Annotated in this window: 11 protein-coding genes; 9 read left to right on the plus strand and 2 right to left on the minus strand. The window is 72.2% G+C overall.

What is annotated here, in order from left to right:
• The first annotated feature begins 120 nt into the window (after positions 1-120).
• From mca to purE, 9 genes are all read left to right on the plus strand, one after another.
• Complete coding sequence (gene mca, locus ACFYPR_RS07360) at positions 121-1,002, plus strand: mycothiol conjugate amidase Mca (RefSeq protein ID WP_354854202.1); 882 nt, start codon at positions 121-123, stop codon at positions 1,000-1,002.
• A gap of 48 nt (positions 1,003-1,050) precedes the next feature.
• The gene (locus tag ACFYPR_RS07365) at positions 1,051-1,344 is read left to right on the plus strand and encodes a hypothetical protein (RefSeq protein ID WP_354854204.1); all 294 of its coding nucleotides are present in this window, start codon (positions 1,051-1,053) and stop codon (positions 1,342-1,344) included.
• Between the two features lie 230 nt (positions 1,345-1,574).
• Entirely contained in the window at positions 1,575-4,055 is a 2,481-nt protein-coding gene (locus tag ACFYPR_RS07370) for a bifunctional diguanylate cyclase/phosphodiesterase (protein ID WP_354854309.1), read from the plus strand.
• A gap of 250 nt (positions 4,056-4,305) precedes the next feature.
• Positions 4,306-4,989, plus strand: coding sequence for a hypothetical protein (locus tag ACFYPR_RS07375; RefSeq protein WP_387258951.1), 684 nt, complete (start codon positions 4,306-4,308; stop codon positions 4,987-4,989).
• 568 nt (positions 4,990-5,557) lie between these two features.
• Positions 5,558-6,619, plus strand: coding sequence for a class I SAM-dependent DNA methyltransferase (locus ACFYPR_RS07380; RefSeq protein ID WP_387178542.1), 1,062 nt, complete (start codon positions 5,558-5,560; stop codon positions 6,617-6,619).
• The gene (locus tag ACFYPR_RS07385; RefSeq protein WP_354854210.1) at positions 6,616-7,251 is read left to right on the plus strand and encodes a restriction endonuclease subunit S; all 636 of its coding nucleotides are present in this window, start codon (positions 6,616-6,618) and stop codon (positions 7,249-7,251) included. Before ACFYPR_RS07380 ends, ACFYPR_RS07385 begins: the two co-directional genes overlap by 4 nt.
• A gap of 41 nt (positions 7,252-7,292) precedes the next feature.
• Positions 7,293-9,329, plus strand: a complete 2,037-nt coding sequence (locus tag ACFYPR_RS07390; RefSeq protein ID WP_387258953.1) for a thioredoxin domain-containing protein — start codon at positions 7,293-7,295, stop codon at positions 9,327-9,329.
• Positions 9,330-9,446: 117 nt separating this feature from the next.
• Entirely contained in the window at positions 9,447-10,622 is a 1,176-nt protein-coding gene (locus ACFYPR_RS07395) for a 5-(carboxyamino)imidazole ribonucleotide synthase (protein WP_354854214.1), read from the plus strand.
• Positions 10,623-10,653: 31 nt separating this feature from the next.
• Entirely contained in the window at positions 10,654-11,145 is a 492-nt protein-coding gene (purE, locus tag ACFYPR_RS07400; RefSeq protein WP_355063003.1) for a 5-(carboxyamino)imidazole ribonucleotide mutase, read from the plus strand.
• 94 nt (positions 11,146-11,239) lie between these two features.
• Here purE and ACFYPR_RS07405 read toward each other — a convergent pair whose 3' ends face one another.
• Together ACFYPR_RS07405 and ACFYPR_RS07410 are read right to left on the minus strand one after the other, a co-directional pair.
• Positions 11,240-16,141, minus strand: coding sequence for an SCO7613 C-terminal domain-containing membrane protein (locus tag ACFYPR_RS07405; protein WP_387258955.1), 4,902 nt, complete (start codon positions 16,139-16,141; stop codon positions 11,240-11,242).
• A gap of 150 nt (positions 16,142-16,291) precedes the next feature.
• Entirely contained in the window at positions 16,292-17,719 is a 1,428-nt protein-coding gene (locus tag ACFYPR_RS07410) for a UDP-glucose/GDP-mannose dehydrogenase family protein (protein WP_354854219.1), read from the minus strand.
• Positions 17,720-17,883: the final 164 nt, after the last annotated feature.

The following is a 17,883-nucleotide window of genomic DNA, read 5'->3' on the forward strand; positions in this document are numbered from 1 at the left end:
GCAGGAATGGCAGGTCGGGCCCCGCGGTGCCGACCGGCAGCGGGGCGAGGAGGGTCCCGGCAGGTCAGCCGGTCGAGCCCGGTCGGGTCCACCGGCCGGCACAGACGAGGAGCGCCGAAGTTGGCAGAGCAGCTGCGTCTCATGGCCGTCCACGCGCACCCGGACGACGAGTCGAGCAAGGGTGCGGCGACGATGGCGAAGTACGTCGCCCAGGGGGTGGACGTGCTGGTGGTGACGTGCACCGGTGGTGAGCGCGGCAGCGTGCTCAACCCCAAGCTCGACCGGCCCGACGTCTGGGCCAACATCGCGGAGATCCGGCGCGCCGAGATGGACGCCGCGCGGGCGATCCTCGGCGTCGACCAGGCCTGGCTCGGGTTCGTCGACTCCGGCCTGCCCGAGGGTGACCCGCTGCCGCCGCTGCCCGAGGGCTGCTTCGCGCTCCAGGACGTCGAGGTGGCGGCCGGCCCGCTGGTGCGCCTGATGCGTGAGTTCCGTCCGCACGTGGTGACCACGTACGACGAGGAGGGTGGCTACCCGCACCCCGACCACATCATGTGCCACAAGGTGAGCGTGGCCGCGTTCGAGGCCGCCGGCGACCCGGAGCGCTACCCGGAGCTGGGTGCCCCCTGGCAGCCGCTGAAGCTCTACTACGACATCGGTTTCTCCAAGGCCAGGATCATGGCCCTGCACGAGGCCATGCTCGCCACCGGCGCCGAGTCGCCGTACGAGGATTGGCTCAAGCGCTGGGACGAGCGCCCGGACAAGGGCCCCCGCATCACCACCCGGGTGGACTGCGCCGAATACTTCCCCGTCCGGGACGACGCGCTGCGCGCCCACGCCACCCAGGTCGACCCGGACGGCTTCTGGTTCCACGTGCCCATGGAGCTGCAGCAGCGTGCCTGGCCGACGGAGGATTTCGAGCTGGCGCGCACCGTGGTGGACAGCCCGCTGCCCGAGTCCGACCTCTTCGCCGGAGTGCGGGAGACGGCGCACGCGGGTTGATTCCGGCCGGGGCTACCCTGGTAGGCAGTCGCACAACGGAGGAACGCCATGCTGACCGCTGCCCAGGTGCTCGCGGAGAACAACTTCGGTGACACCCGCACGGGTGGTCTGGCCGGACCGATGGGCCTCTTCCTCATCCTGCTGCTGTCCGCCGCGACCATCCTGCTGATCCGTAACATGAACGCCCGGCTGCGGCGTCTGCCCGACCGGTTTCCCCAGCAGGGGCGGCCGACCGATGCGACCAGGGCCGACGCTTCAGTCGTCGATCCGACAGACGGGACCAGCGCGCATGATTCATCCACGCGCGCTCCCAATGGGCACCAGCAGCAGCGGAACGGGTAGTCCGCGCATGATTCACGCCGAACCGGGTGGTGGACCCCTGTTGCGACCACCCGGTTTGGCTTAGCCTTCCGCCGGGGGGACCAAAAGTCCCCGAGCCGTGCGCGGAAGGGGGCGCCGATGACCGTCACAGCACCGGCCGCCCGCCGTACCGTCGGTCGGTCGGCTGACGGGGGAGGTCGATGACCTCCGGCACGGGCGGCGACCCGTTCGACCGTCTCGGGGTGCACGGCATGCCAGCCCGGCTGCTCGTGCTGACGGCTGCGGTGACGGTGACGGCTCTGGCCGCCGCCGTGGTCGGTCTGACCCTTCCGGCCGGGCTGCCGTCGGATGATCCTCTTGGTGCTCCGGCCCGCTTCGGCATCGCCGTCGCCGTCCTCGCCGTGGCCCAACTCGCCCGGCTTCGCTTCCGCACCTCCGCCGGCATGGTCAGCATCACCTGGGGCGAGGCCGCCCTGATCGTCTGCCTCTACCTCGCGCCGGCCGGCTGGCTGCCGTCGGCCACCCTGCTCGGCACCGGGCTGGCCTGGACGGCGCTGTCGCTGCACAGCGACCGTCGCCCGCCGCTGGAGATCGTCCGGATCGCCGCGTCGCTGACTGCCGCGTCGGCGCTGGCCGTGACCGTGACCACCGCCCTGGGGCATCCGCTGCTCGCCTCGCCGACGCCGATGCTGGCGCTGGCCGTGATCGCCGGTTCGGTGACCTACCTCCTGGTGACCGCGTGGCTCGGTGGCGTGACGCTGGGTCTGCGGCACGGGCTGCCCATCGGGCCGCCGCTGCTCGCCGCGCTGCGCGGCAAGCTGCTGATGTTCGTGGGCAACGTGGCGGTCGGCCTGGTCGTGGTCGCGCTGCTGGAACTGGATCCGCGCTGGTTGCTGCTGCTCCCGCCATTGCTCTGGCTGCTGCAACAGACCTACCGCTACCGGCTGCGCGCGGACCAGGAACGCCGAACGTGGCGTGCCTTCGCCGAGGCCACCGCGGCCCTCAACCAGCTCGACGAGCGGGGCGTGGCCAGCGCGGCGGTGACCGGCGCGCTGGCGCTGTTCAACGCCGAGTTGGTCGACGTCGACGTGGCCCGGGCCGACGGCAGGTGGCGTCGCTACCGGGGAGACGCCGGCGGTCAGCTGCTCGACCGGGAGGTGAGCCCTCCGGACCGGTCGGAGCCCGACGAGTACGAGTTGGTCCGTCCCCTGTCGGTGGGCACCGCGCCGGTCGGCCAGCTACGGGTCCGGTTCCCGCGCTCCGCTCCACCAGCGACCCGGGAACGGGACGCGGTGGCGGCCTTCGGCGACGCGCTCGCCGCCGCCCTGCACGACGCCGCGACCCATCGCGAGCTGCGGCTGGTCACCGCCCGATCGTCGTACGAGGCGGTGCACGACCCGCTCACCGGGCTGGCGAACCGTACGGCGATGCTCGGCAAGGGCGACCAGTCGCTGCGGCAGCTCGCCCACGACCACCCGGTTGCGCTGCTGCTGCTGGACATCAACCAGTTCAAGGAAGTCAACGACACCCTCGGGCACGCGGCCGGCGACCAGTTGCTGCGGCTGACCGCCAACCGGCTCAGCGCGCTGGCCCGCCCCGGTGACCTGCTCGGCCGGCTCGGCGGCGACGAGTTCGCGCTGCTGCTCACCTCGGTCCCCGTGCTCGGCGACCGGGCCGCGCCGATGGCGCACGCGCTGCGGCAGGCTCGCGAGATCGCCGAGCGGCTGGCAGCACCGACCGAGGTGGCCGGGGTGCGGATGTCCATCGAGGTCTCCGTCGGGGTGGTGGTCGCCGACGCCGGCACCGCCGACCTGACCGAGCTGCTGCGCCGCGCGGACATCGCGATGTACCAGGCCAAGGAGGGCGGCGGCAGCGTCGCCGCGTACGACAGCACCCGGGACGCGGCCAGCACCGACCAGTTGGCACTGCTGGCCGAGCTGCGCGAGGCGCTGAAGGTCGACGACCAGTTGGTGCTGGCGTTGCAGCCGGCGGTCGACCTGGCCACCGGCGCGCCCACCGGGGTGGAGGCGCTGATCCGCTGGCAGCACCCCCGCCGTGGCTGGCTGAACCCGGCCGACTTCATCCGCCCGGTGGAAAACAGCGAGCAGCTCGGCACCTTCACCCGCTACGTGCTCGACAAGGCGCTCGGCGTGGCCGCCGGCTGGGCCCGCGAGGGGCTGGACGTCCCGATCTCGGTCAACCTCTCCGCGCGCAGTCTGCTCGACCCGCGCCTGCCGGCGGAGATCGCCGACGCGCTGCGCCGACATCAGGTGCCGCCGCACCGGCTGGTCCTGGAGATCACCGAGACGGTGGTGATGAGCGAGCTGGAGATCATCGACGAGGTGCTCGCCACGCTCCGGTCGATGGGTGTGCAGCTCGCGGTGGACGACTTCGGCACCGGCTTCTCCTCGTTGACCTTCCTCACCCGGATCGCCGTGGACGAGTTGAAGGTGGACCGCTCGTTCGTGATCCGGATGACCGACTCGCCGGAGGCCGCGGCGATCGTCCGGACCACCGTCGGGCTCGCCCACGAGCTGGGGCTGCGGGTGGTCGCCGAGGGTGTGGAGACGGCCGAGCAGCGGCTGGCCCTGGCCGAGCTGGGCTGCACGTCGGCGCAGGGCTACCACTTCTTCAAGCCGATGCCGGCGGACAAGATCGGCGCGGTGCTCGGGTCGCTGCGCGACTCGGCCGAGTCGAACGTCTTCCGGCTACGCGCCGACGGCGCCTCCTGACGAGGAAAGCCGGGGGTTAACAGGAATTGCGTAGCGGAGTGCGCTTGCAGAACCGGACACCGGGGCGGTAAGTCCTACTGCACCTGGGGAGCGCTGGCCGCACCGCCCTGCATCGCTAGGGCCAGGCACTCCTGCCCGGACAAAGCCGTGCCCCGGGCGGCATGCAGAGCAGAGGCGGACCCGGGGCTTACGTCCTTCACGGTACCACGCCAACCCACGCAGGTAACCCGTTCGGACGGAGTGACTGAGCATGAGCGCCGACGACCTGCCGGACTGGATTCGCCGAGCGTTCTCCGTCCCGCGACTGAACCCGTACCTGACGGAGAGCGGGCAGGATCCGGATGAAGCGGTGGGGCTCTACTGGTGGAACATCGAGGTATCTGCTGCCTTCTACGGACCGCTGCACTGTCTCGAAGTTGCGCTCAGGAATGCTCTACACGACCAACTCTGCCGCCGATTCGGTCGATCGGACTGGTGGGCGTCGGCGTCGGTTCCCCTGACCGATCACGGCATCCGACTGGTGACCGAAGCGACGCTCAAGTGCCGTCGCAGGGGCCTGACGCCACCCACGGCCGATGATGTCGTCGCCGAACTGAGCTTTGGATTCTGGGTTTCTCTGCTCAGCAATCACCGCGGCTCCTCCTACGACCGGTTGCTCTGGGTCCCGACGCTGCACCTGGCGTTCCCGCATTACTCCGGCCGAAGGGCTGAACTGCACGAGGCGTTCGAAACCATGCGGCTGCTGCGGAACAGGATCATGCACTACGAGCCCATCCACCACCGGGACCTGGCCGCCGACCACCGCAAGCTCTATCTCCTGTTGGGCAGGATGGATCCCACGCTGGCAAAGGAGATCCGAGGGCTGGATCGAGTCGAGGCGGTCCTTATGCGACGCGTAGATTTACGTTCGCGAATAGCGCGGCCGGGCTTCTGAGGCTCGCATGGACACCCTCGGCGCAGATCTCGTTTCCCGATCTGACATCGCACGCCTCGCGGGCGTGGAACGCCCGGCCGTCACCAACTGGGAGCGTCGGTACTCCAACTTCCCGAGACCGGTCGAAACGCCTCGCGGACAACTTTTCCAACGAGACGAGGTGGTCGCCTGGCTCTCCCGGCGTCCAATACCTATGAAGTCGCTCCGGGATGACGAACTGCCGGGTAGTACATACGGCTGCCGTGTGGAACCAAGTGCGCAGCCCGGAGCGCAGAGGGAAGAGTCCGCATCCGAAGGGGATTGCCGACTGGTCAGGGAGGTCGTCGGTCTTACGGCGGACCTTCACCGATCGGCGACCCGCGATGGTGTTTTTTGGCACGTCGTCCTGGCGCTCGTATTCCTGCGCCGCTTCCGACCGGTGGTCTGGCACCATCTTCTACTCAACCAGCCGGCCCAACGAAATAATCAGTTCGCCGGCGTATTCGCAGACGCTGGCTTGTTCGAGTCGGCTAGGATTGCCGAGCGGTTGGTCGACGCGCCACCGGCGACTCTGCGCCCCTTGGGTCGCGTGATCGACCTCCTTGACAGCGTGGCCGCGGAGCCGTCTGATCTCCTCGCCGTCTTCGAGCACGCGCTCGACCAGCTCGGCGACGACCTGTCGTACGAGTTTGTCACCCCTCGATCGGCCGCTCGGCTGATAGCGGAGATGGTTGGTCCGATCACTGCTGGCTCGCGTTGTTTCGATCCGTTCTGCCGCACGGGAGAACTTCTCGTCGAGGTCAACCGTGTGGCTGGAGAGGGCGGTGCCGTACCCGTTGTCGTGAGGGGTTCGCACCCCGAACCAGCTTTCGTGGAACTGGCGGAGATGAACCTTTCCATGCATGGGGCGAGTGCCCTCGTGTCGAGGTCGGAGCCGGCTTCACCCGCGATGCCTGTCAGTGACCGGTTCGACGTCGTGGTATCGAATCCGCCTTTCGGCTCGCTGGCGGAAGCCGACGTGATGCATCGGCGGTATGGACCCTCCCGCAGGCGGGAGTTTAACTGGCTGCAAATCGTCGTCGAATCGCTCGACGAGAATGGGCGGGGCGGAGTCATCATGCCCAATGGTGCCGCCTTCACCCTCAGTCACCGGGATCGGGAAATCCGGCGAGCTCTTGTCGAGGATGGAGCGCTTACCGCAGTGGTGGCCCTGCCTACGCAGCTCTTCCGGGGGACATCGATCGGGGTGACCCTGTGGCTGGTGCAACGTCCATCCGGACAGAGCGGTGAGATGCTCTTCATCGACGCCCAGAAGCTGGGCGTCATGTCCACGCGGACCCGCCGGCAGTTGACGCCGCAGGACATCGAGGAAGTGTCCCAGGAGTATCGACGCTGGCGGTTGGCCCTCCGGACGGACGGCACGTTTGTCCCGCGGGCCGGCTTCAGCGCGACAGCCACGGCGGCTGCCATTGCCAAACAGAACTACTCGTTGTTTCCGCCGAGCTACGTGGAGCCTGGCCCGATCGCACCGGACCGCGACTCCGAGGCGGACTTCTGGACGCTGGCGAAAGAGTTGGTTCGATTGACCGATGCTGCGCAAGAGGCAGATGCCGACGTCCGCAAGATGTTGAGGGGGTTCAGCGAAGGATGAGCCTGCTGGATGTCGTACCCCGAGGCTGGGCGGAGTCCAGTCTGGGAGATGTCGCCGATATTCGGTCCGGGCCCTCGGGAGCGGCTGTGAAGACGGACGACCGCAGCGCGGACGGCGTAGGCATGATCGCTCCAAAGGACCTACATGACGGGCGGGTCCAGCCGGGTGCTGTCAGCCGCGTCCGTGCCGATGTGGCGGCCGCTCTCGCGCCCTACACCGTCGTTCTGGACGACATCGTTGTTACCCGAACCGGCACGGTTGGCCGACTCGCATGGATTCCGTCGGCATGCAACGGGTGGCTTTTCTCCACCAGCCTGATGAGGGTACGTCCTCATCGAGTGGTGTCGCGGTATCTCGCCTACTACCTCGCGCTGCCCGAGGCGCAGGAGTGGGTACGGCGGCGAGCCCGGGGTACGGCTGTGCCGTCGATGAGCGCGGCAGTGCTCGCTGGCCTGCCGGTAGTGCTTCCGCCCCTTGAGGATCAGCAAGAGATCGCTCGTGCTCTCGCGCTGTTGGATGCGCAGGTCGAGGCACACGCCACGCTGAGTCGGTTGGCAGCGCAGACACGGAATACGCTGGCCGGAATGATGATGCGAGGTGAAAGGCCGGACCGGCTCGCGCTTCGTGGGTAACTTTTTCACACTCTTCTGGCATGGCTGGTTATGGTCGTCGGGTGAACCGACTCGCCGACGCCACCAGCCCGTACCTGCTCCAGCACGCCGACAACCCGGTCGACTGGTGGCCCTGGTGCGACGAGGCATTCGCCGAGGCGAAGCGACGGGACGTCCCGGTGCTCATCTCGGTCGGCTACGCGGCCTGCCACTGGTGCCACGTCATGGCGCACGAGTCGTTCGAGAACGAGCAGGTCGGCGCCCTGCTGAACGACAACTTCGTGTCGATCAAGGTGGACCGTGAGGAGCGCCCCGACGTCGACGCCGTCTACATGACCGCCACCCAGGCGATGACCGGGCAGGGCGGCTGGCCGATGACTGTCTTCGCCACCCCGGACGGCACCCCGTTCTTCTGCGGCACGTACTTCCCGCGCGCCAACTTCACCCGCCTGCTCCAGTCGGTCACCACCGCCTGGAAGGACCAGCGGGACGAGGTGCTGCGCCAGGGTGCCGCCGTGGTCGAGGCGATCGGCGGCGCACAGGCCGTGGGTGGCCCCACCGCCCCGCTGGACGCCCCGCTGCTCGACGCCGCGGCCGCCAACCTCGCCGGTGAGTACGACGCGACGAACGGCGGTTTCGGGGGCGCCCCGAAGTTCCCGCCGCACATGAACCTGCTCTTCCTGCTGCGCCACCACCAGCGCACCGGCGACCCGCGCAGCCTGGAGATCGTCCGGCACACCGCCGAGGCGATGGCCCGGGGCGGCATCTACGACCAGCTGGCCGGCGGCTTCGCCCGCTACTCGGTGGACGCGCACTGGACGGTGCCGCACTTCGAAAAGATGCTCTACGACAACGCGCTGCTGCTGCGCGTCTACACGCAGCTCTGGCGGCTGACCGGCGACCCGCTGGCCCGTCGGGTCGCCCGGGACACGGCCCGGTTTCTCGCCGACGAGCTGCACCGGCCGGGGGAGGGGTTCGCGTCCGCGCTGGACGCCGACACCGAGGGCGTCGAGGGGCTCACCTACGCCTGGACGCCGGCGCAGCTCGTCGAGGCGCTCGGCGACGAGGACGGCCGGTGGGCCGCCGACCTGTTCACGGTGACCGAGGCTGGCACGTTCGAGCACGGCATGAGCGTGCTCCGGCTCGCCCGGGACGTCGACGACGTCGCGCCCGAGATCCGGGCCCGCTGGCAGCGGGTGGTCGGGCAGTTGCTCGCGGCCCGCGACACCCGGCCCCAGCCGTCCCGCGACGACAAGGTGGTGGCCGCCTGGAACGGGCTGGCGATCACCGCGATCGCCGAGTTCCTCCAGGTCGCCGCGCTGTACGCGTCGCCGCAGGACGAGGACGCCAACCTGATGGAGGGCGTCACCATCGTCGCCGACGGCGCGATGCGCGACGCCGCCGAGCACCTGGCCACCGTGCACCTGGTCAACGGCCGGCTGCGCCGGGTCTCGCGCGACGGCAGGGTCGGCGAGCCGGCCGGGGTGCTGGAGGACTACGGCTGCGTGGCCGAGGCGTTCTGCGCGCTGCACCAGCTCACCGGCGAGGGTCGCTGGCTCAGCCTGGCCGGTCAACTGCTGGACACCGCGCTGGAGCACTTCGCCGCGCCCGGGGGCGCGTACTACGACACGGCCGACGACGCGGAGCGGCTGGTCGCCCGGCCGGCCGATCCGACCGACAACGCCACCCCGTCGGGTCGGTCGGCGCTGATCGCCGGCCTCGTGTCGTACGCCGCGCTGACCGGGGAGACGCACTATCGGGAGGCCGCCGAGACCGCGCTCGCCACCGTGGCGCCGATCGTCGGGCGACACGCCCGGTTCGCCGGGTACGCGGCCATGGTCGGCGAGGCGCTGCTCTCCGGGCCGTACGAGATCGCTGTGGCGACCGACGACCCGGCCGGCGATCCGCTGGTGGCCGCGGCTCGGCGGCACGCCCCGCCCGGAGCGGTGGTGGTCGCCGGTCGCCCGGACCAGCCCGGGGTGCCGCTGCTCGCCGACCGGCCGCTGGTCGACGGACGGTCCGCCGCGTACGTCTGCCGGGGTTTCGTCTGCCAGCGACCGGTCACCTCGGTCGAGGACCTGGTCGCCGAGCTGGGTTGAGTTGTAGCGCCCGGTAGTTGCCGGCGCCGCGCACCGGGCGGTCGGCGCGGCGTTGTCGAGGTGGGTCACCGGCCCTGCGGATCGGCACGGCGGCCGCCCGGATAGGCTGGCCGCGCTATGGATTCCCGTACCGGTCTGCCTGTTGTCGGCATGGTGGGTGGCGGCCAGTTGGCCCGGATGACCCACCAGGCCGCGATCGCCCTCGGCCAGTCACTGCGTGTGCTCGCGAGCGCCCCCGACGACGGCGCGGCGCTGGTCGCCGCCGACGTCCAGTACGGCGACCACACCGATCTGGCCGCCCTGCGCACCTTCGCCAAGGGCTGTGACGTGGTCACCTTCGACCACGAGCACGTGCCCAACGAGCACATCCGCACCCTGGCGGCCGAAGGGGTGACCCTGTACCCGCCGGCGGACGCGTTGCTGCACGCCCAGGACAAGCGGGTGATGCGGGAACGCCTCACCGAGCTGGGCGCTCCCAACCCGGTGTGGCGGCCGGTCAGCGAGCCCGCCGACCTGGTCGGCTTCGGTGAGCAGGTCGGCTGGCCGGTGGTGCTCAAGGCGGCCCGGGGCGGCTACGACGGTCGGGGTGTCTGGATGGTGGACGACGCCACCCAGGCCACCGAGCTGGCGACCACGCTGCTCGCCGGAGGCACCCGGCTGATCGTCGAGGAGCGGGTGCCGCTGCGTCGCGAACTCGCCGTGCAGGTGGCCCGCTCGCCGTTCGGGCAGGTGGCCGCGTACCCGGTTGTCGAGACGGTCCAGCGCGACGGCATCAACGTCGAGGTGCTGGCCCCGGCGCCCGGCCTGGACGAGGAGTTGGCCGTCGCCGCTCAGCAGCTCGCCATCGACCTGGCCACCGCGCTCGGCGTGGTCGGCCTGCTGGCCGTGGAGCTGTTCGAGGTGCGCGACGACGCGGGCCGGCCGGCGATCGTGGTCAACGAGCTGGCCATGCGCCCGCACAACTCGGGGCACTGGACCATTGAGGGCGCCAGGACCTCGCAGTTCGAGCAGCACCTGCGGGCGGTGCTGGACTACCCGATGGGTGACACCGCGCTGACCGCGCCGGTGGTCGTGATGGCGAACGTCCTCGGCGGCGAGCCGGGCGGAATGTCGATCGACGAGCGGCTGCACCACCTCTTCGCCGCCGAGCCGGGCGCCAAGGTGCACCTCTACGGCAAGCAGGTACGCCCCGGCCGCAAGATCGGGCACGTCACGGTGCTCGGCGACGACCTGGACGACGTACGGGCGCGGGCGGCGCGGGCCGCACGCTGGCTGCGCATGGGGCATGAGTGACCCGGGCGGCCGCGAACCAAGGAGGACCCCGGTGACCACGGTCGGACTGATCATGGGTAGCGACTCGGACTGGCCCACGATGCGGGCCGCCGCCGAGGTGCTGGACGACTTCGAGGTGTCCTACGAGGTGCGGGTCATCTCGGCACACCGGACGCCGGTCGCGATGATCGACTATGGTCGCGACGCCGCCGACCGGGGGCTCAAGGTGATCATCGCCGGTGCCGGTGGCGCCGCCGCCCTGCCGGGCATGGTCGCCTCGGTGACGCCGCTGCCGGTGATCGGCGTGCCGGTGCCGTTGAAGCACCTCGACGGTATGGACTCGTTGCTGTCCATCGTGCAGATGCCGGCGGGGATTCCGGTGGCCACCGTGTCGATCGGCAACGCCCGCAACGCCGGCCTGCTGGCCGTCCGGATCCTCGGCGCCTCCGACGAGACCCTGCGCGCCCGGATGGCGACGTACCAGCGGGACCTGGAGCAGCTCATCAAGACCAAGGACGCAGCCCTCCAAGCCACCCTCCCGTAACCCCTGCGGCCAACCCGGCCGGGTGACGGTGACCGGCGCACGAACCCGGCCCACTCACCGTCTCCACCCACCCACGCCGCCGTGACCCTCCGTTTCATCTCATGCCGCGTAGCGCGGTCTGGAGGCGTTCCTGGGCGCGGCGGCGGCGTTCGTTGCTGGCCCCGAGGACGAGCAGCATGAGCCCCACGGGGATCAGCGCCAGCCACGGGCCGAGGCTGAACAGCGCGTGGATCGCGGCGATCGCGGTGACCGACGCGCCGACGATCACCGGGGCCTGCTGCCGGCTGGACGAGCCGAAGATCAGCACCGCCACCGCACCGAGCAGCAGCAGCATCTGCCGCAACGTGCTGGAATCGGTGGCCAGCACGATCGCCAGCGTCGGCAGGAACGCGGCGACCAACGCCGGCCCGTACGCCACCCAGCTGCTCAGATCCGGTCGGTGCCGTAGTTCGAGCACGCCGACCAGCAGGGCCAGCGCGGCGAACGGCAGCGTGTACGCCTCGGGCAGCGCCACGTCGGCGACGCGCATCAGGATCCACCAGGCGGTGATCTCGCAGAACACCACCGCCCAGAAGAGGATTCGGCGTTCCACCGGCCGTCGTCCGGGACGGGTCGCCGCCACGCCGAGGACCGCTCCCCAGGCGGCCAGCAGGGCGGCGATGTGCCGGGGGGAGTCGAAGGCGAGCGCCAGCGCGATCAGGGCCGCCGCGTACCCGCTCCACTGCACGGTGGCGGCCTCGCGCTGCGCCTCCGGGCGGCGCAGTCGGGGCAGGGTCGCGGCGAACACCTGCAGGACCGCTCCGACGGCGAGCACCCCGAACGCGGACCAGACCGCTGCCAGCCCGATGATCAGGCCGGCGGTGAGCACGAAGAGCTGGGCCATCAGCGAGGCGAAGAGCCAGCCGAGGATGCGCGCCCGCTGGGTGGTGCCGAACAGGGCCGCCACCACGCCCACGCCGACCGCGCCCCCGAGGGTGAACAGGGTCAGTTGCCGGTCGGCCAGGCTGCCGGCCAGGCCGGCCCCACCGGCGGCGAGGCCGATGGCGAAGACCAGCACCCGGGCCAGCCGCAGCGAACGGGCCGGCTCGACGAGGGGCGGTGGCGGGGTCAGGGCGAGGCCGAGCATGGAGATGGTGAAGACGGAGAGCGCGGCGAGCGTGCTCGCCGGCCACCCACTGCCCAGCGCGATGGGCGCGATCAGCAGCGTGACGGCAGCGCCGGGTAGCACCACCGGTACGGCACGGGACCGCCGTCCGCCGCTGAACCCGGTGGCGGCCAGGGCCGCCGTCGCGGTGAGCAGCAGCGCGGTCAGCACGTGGGTCGGGTTGACCACGTCCGCCGGCGGGGTGAGCAGCTCCGGCGGCGGACCCTGCCAGATCCGGCTCAACGTGCGGTGCGGCTCGACGAGGGCGACGATCAGGGCGGGCGCGATCGACGCGACCGCCAGGGCGGTCGGCAGCGCGGCGGCCGCGAGCGCGCCGGCGGAGGGGCTGACCCGCCACCGCCGCCGGTCCGGGTCGTCCGGCAGTCGCCGTAGCGCACCGTCGAGGAGCACCGCCCAGCGGCGGACCGGCTGGGCGGAACCGGTGGGCGGCACGGTCGCCGCGCGGATCAGCTCGGCGAGGACACCGAGCAACGCGGCGGCGGCCGCGTAGACCCCGGCCGGGAGCCCGGTGGGGATGGCGGCGAGCGCGCTGATGCTGGCACCGCCGACCACGGCCACGCTGACCCAGGGCAGGTACTGCGGAACGTGCCGGCGTACCGCGGCGACGCCGGCCAGACCGAGGCTGGACGCGGCCAGCGCGGCGGTCAGCACCACCTGTGCCGAGTGCTGGAACTCGACGGCCAGCGCCGCCACCGCGCCGGGCAGCGCGAGCAGCGCGGCGCCGGCCGCCGCGCCACCGATCTGCGCCAGGTGCGGCGGCATGCCCTCGGTCTCCAGGTCGGCTACCTGCGGCCCGGCCAGGACGCGCGCCAGCGCGGCCACCACGATGCCGATCAGCGCGATGCTGCCCAGCGCCAGCGCGGTGGTCCACGGGCGGACCAGGCCGGCACCGGCCCCGTGCAGCGCGACCACCCCGGCCACGGTGGCCCGGGACAGCCCGGCCCGGGCCTCCTCGCTGGCCACCGCCGCCATCCCGTAGACGGTGGCGACCATGGCCCCGACGAGCACCGGCGACCACCAGGGCAGCTCGAACGCGGCCGGTGCGCCGATCGTGGCGAGCACCACGGCCACGCCTGACGCGTCCCACCGCCAGGGCGGCGGGAGCAGGAGGCCGGCGGCGACGGCCAACAGCACCAGCGCGATCGGCGCCTGCCAGGTCGCGCCGCCGGTCGGCGCGGCCGGCCAGCCGCTCAGGTCGCCGTCCCAGATCGGCCCGGGGGTGGCCAGCACACCGACCCCACCGCGCAGCGCCGTCCAGCCGGCGAGCACGCCGATGAGCAGGCCGCCGACGGCGATGCCGAGGATCGGGCCGCGTCGCCACTCCTCGGGCATGGCACGGGCGCCCACGGCCACCACCAGGACCAGGCCGGCGGCCACCGCCAGTTGCCCACCCGGAGCGAGGACCGCGGCGATCCGCACCATTGTGGCGATCAGGGCGGTGGTCACCGCCGCGGCGGCCAGGTCCGACCCGTCCAGGGTGAGGTCCGAGCGGCGGCCGGCGTCGATCGACGGGGCCAGGAAGAGCAGCACCGCGGCGACCAGCAGCAGCGCACCGACCCAGGCGTCGGCGACCGTCGCACCGGGTGCGCCGAAGGCGGCGGCGGTGACGACGAGCGCGCCCAGCCCGGTGCCGACAGACAGGGGCGCCGGGATGCGCCGCTGGGACACCTGCACCATGGCGGCGTACCCGAGGGTCACACAGACGGCCAGGAAGCTCGCCGCCAGCACCGGGACGGTCGCCTCGCGGAGGCTGGCCGGGGTGGGGGTCTCGTCGACGGGCATGGTCGCGGCCACGAACGCGGCCACCGCTCCGGGCAGCGCGAAGGCCGCCCCTCCGGCGGCCCAGTCCGTGACCGTGTCGGCGGCGGCCGACGCGATCCGGACCCGGGGCGCCAGCGCGACCAGCGCGCCGGCCGCGAAGAGGGTGAGCAGGACCGCGGCGGTGAGCGCCGGACGGGACAGGCCGGCGCCCGCGCCGAACAGGCCCACCACGGCGGCGCCGGCCGCGTGGGCCAGGGCGGCCCGGGTGGTACGCGCGGAGAGGCCGATGACCCCGATGCCGATCGCGGTGACCACCATCGGCCAGGGCGCCGAGGCCCAGCCGAGCCCGAACGACGCCGGTACGGCGAGCGCAGTCAGCGCGGCCCCGGCGACCGCGAACTCGCGGCGGATCTCCGGCGGCAGGGCCAGCACCGCGGCGATGGTGAGCAGGAACGCGGCGGCGGCGAGTTGCCACGTGGTCGGGCCGACGGCGGCGGCCAGCTCGGCCGGGTACCTGTCCAGGTCGGCGCTCCACGCGGGCAGTGCCGCCCGGACCGGGGCGACCCCGGCGCGCAGTGCTCCTCCGGCGACAACCAGTCCGCTGACGGTGAGGGCGACCGCCGAGGCGATCTGCGGGCCGCGTCGGGCGGTCTCGGGGACCGCGCGTACCGCCAGCCCGGTCACCGTGATCACCGCCGCGATCAGCAGCAACGCCTGGCCGGGCAGGGCCACGGAGACGATCCGGCCGAACGCGCCGATCACGGCCAGGGTGAGGATGCCGGCCGCCACGTCCGGCAGCGGTGGGCGGCGCAGCACCAGCGCGCCGGCCAGCCCGACGGCGGCGGCCAGCAGGAGCACCAGTCCGGCACCGGTCGCCGTCGGTACGGCCTCTGCCCGCAGCAGGGCGGTGACCGCGTACGCCAGGGCGACCGCGACGGCCACCGCGTGCAGCGACCAGGTCAGCTCGCGCAGCCCGGGAACCGCGCGGGCGGGCCGGGCGTCGACGGTGCCCGCGCCCGCGTCGATCAGCTCGCCGGCCTCCTCCGGGTCGGCCTCCGGTCGCGCCTCGGCGGCACGTTGCCGGGGCGCCGCCGATCCGGTGGCCGCGTCCGGCAGGTCCTGCCGGACGGGGCGCTCCACCACGATCGGGGAGCGGGCCAGCCAGAGGTCGAGGAGGGCCACCAGGGTCAGCACCAGCGCCCAGCCGCCCGGCCCGGTGATCCGGTCGTACGCGAGCAGCGGCAGCACCGGCTGCGCGGCGACCACTGTCGCGAAGCGGGGCGCGCGCAGCCCGGTCCAGGCGGCGTACCCGACGGACACGGCGGCGGTGGCCGCGAAGATCAGCCCGGCGAAGACGGCGCCGGAGGTGACGCCGTCGCCGATCCGGTCCACCGCCCACAGCGCGTACCCGGCCAGCGGCACGAGCAGCAGACCCACCGCGGAGATCGTCTCCGCGGTGGAGGTGAGCCCGCGCCGGGCCAGCGCCGGCGGTGCGAGCAGCATCAACACCGTGGCGACCAGCAGGACGCCGAGGCGGGCCAGCGCGTCCATCGAGCTGGTCGCCACCGCGGCGAAGACCACTGCGGCCACGGCGAGCAGCAGCGCGCCCAGCCCGAGCGGGATGTTCTGCACCTCCCGCGAGGACGCCTCCGGCGGGTGCTCGGGGTCGTCGGCGTCCAGCCAGGACGCCCGGGGCGGGGGCGGCGGCGGATCGTCCGGAACGTGCGGCGTGCCCTGGCGCGGAACCCGGGGCGGCGGCGCGCCGGTGGTGGCCGTCGGCGGGCGGCGACCGGGGCGGCGGCGCAGCACCCGGCGGGGCCGGGTGGCCTGCTTGATCCGCTCCTCACCGGCGTGGGCGAGGATGTCCCGTTGAAAGAGCGCGGCCTGCATCTTGGCGGCGATCTGCCGCTGTTCGCTGGCGATGGCGGCGTCGCGTGCCTTCATCTCCGCGATCGAGCGCTCGATGTCCGCCAGATGTTCGACCCACTGGGGCTGGTCGGCCCCGCAGTGCGGGCAGCGCACGGCCGGCTTGATCTCCCGACCGCACGAGGAGCATTGAAAGGTCGCCACGACACCCCTCCACCCGCACTGTGGACTCCCACTGTCGCAGCATGCCCAAAGCTGGCGCGGATTTCGACACTTGTCGGCGGGTCCGGGGCAAACAACATCACCGGCCGGCCGCGCAGAGTGCTTCGCGACCGGCCGGTGAGTGGCGAACCGTCAGGGGCGGCCCATGCCCCGGTACTCCCAGCCGGCCTGGGTCCACAGTGCCGAGTCGAGACAGTTGCGCCCGTCGACGACCTTGCGACCGCCGACCAGCTCGCCCAGGGCGACCGGGTCGGCGTTGCGGAAGTCCGCCCACTCGGTGAGGACGCAGACCAGGTCGGCGCCGGCGACCGCCTCGTTGATGCCGGCCTCGTAGGTCAGCTCGGGCACCGCGCGGCGGGCGTTCTCGGTGCCCTGCGGGTCGTACACGTGCACGTCGGCGCCGGCCTTCTGCAGGAGCGCGGCGACGGCGAGCGCCGGGGCGTCGCGGACGTCGTCGGTGTTGGGCTTGAAGGTCGCGCCCAGCACGGCGATCCGGGTGCCGGAGAAGTCCGGGCCGGCCGGCCCGGAGCGGCGGCCGAGCAGGTCCGCCGCGAGCTGGAGCACGCGGGTCCGGCGGCGCAGGTTGATCAGGTCGACCTCGTGCAGGAAGCGCAGCGCCTCGCCGGCCCCCAGCTCCTGCGCGCGGGCCTGGAAGGCGCGGATGTCCTTCGGCAGGCAGGCGCCACCGAAGCCGAGGCCGGCCTGGAGGAACCGGTTGCCGATCCGGGGGTCGTACCCGATCGCGCGGGCCAGCTGGGTGACGTCGCCGCCGCTGGCCTCGCAGACCTCGGCCATGGCGTTGATGAAGGAGATCTTCGTGGCCAGGAACGCGTTCGCCGCGACCTTGACCAGCTCGGCCGTCGCGAAGTCGGTGACCACCAGGGGCACCTCGCGGTCCTCGGTGGCGGCCAGGTCGAAGACGCCCTTGTGCGCGGCGTAGAGCATGCCGTTGGCCCACTCGCTCTTCACGCCGACCACGATCCGGTTGGGGCGCAGCACGTCGTCGACGGCGAAGCCCTCCTGGAGGAACTCGGGGCTCCACGCCACCTCGACGCCCAGGTCGCCGGGGGTGTGCTTACCGACCAGCTGCTCGACCCAGTCGGCGGTGCCCACCGGCACGGTGGACTTGCCGACGATCAGCGCCTTGCGGGTCAGGTGCTGCGCGAGGCTGGTCACCGACGCCTCGACGTACGACAGGTCGGCGCCCATCCCGTCGGCCCGCTGCGGGGTGCCGACGCAGATGAAGTGCACGTCGCCGAACTCGGCGGTCTCGGCGATGTCGGTCGAGAACCGCAGCCGACCGGCGGCCAGGTTGCGCTTGAGCAGCTCGTCCAGGCCGGGCTCGTGGATCGGCACCTCGCCGGCGTTCAACATCGCGATCTTGTCCGCGTCGACGTCGAACCCGAGCACCTCGTAGCCGAGTTCCGCGTAGCAGATGGCGTACGTCGCACCGAGGTAGCCGGTCCCCAGGAACGTCACCCGCGGCCGAGGCGCGCCCGAAGGCGGCGTCACCGCGGCGATGGCGGGGGTCGGCTGGATGGTGGGGTAGGGGATCGTCACGCCTGTCTTCTCCGCTCGCACTGGCGGCGCGTCGTCGCGTCGCATTCTGCTGCGGCGCCTGGCCGGGCACCGGAGGGGTGGCTCAACTGTCTGCCTTCCATCATCGCCCAGCGGCGCGGGTGCTCCGTCATGCCCATACCTACGCGCCGGTAACATCACCTGAA

It is taken from the genome of Micromonospora sp. NPDC005254, assembly GCF_042872525.1.
Classification (GTDB): Bacteria; Actinomycetota; Actinomycetes; order Mycobacteriales; family Micromonosporaceae; genus Micromonospora.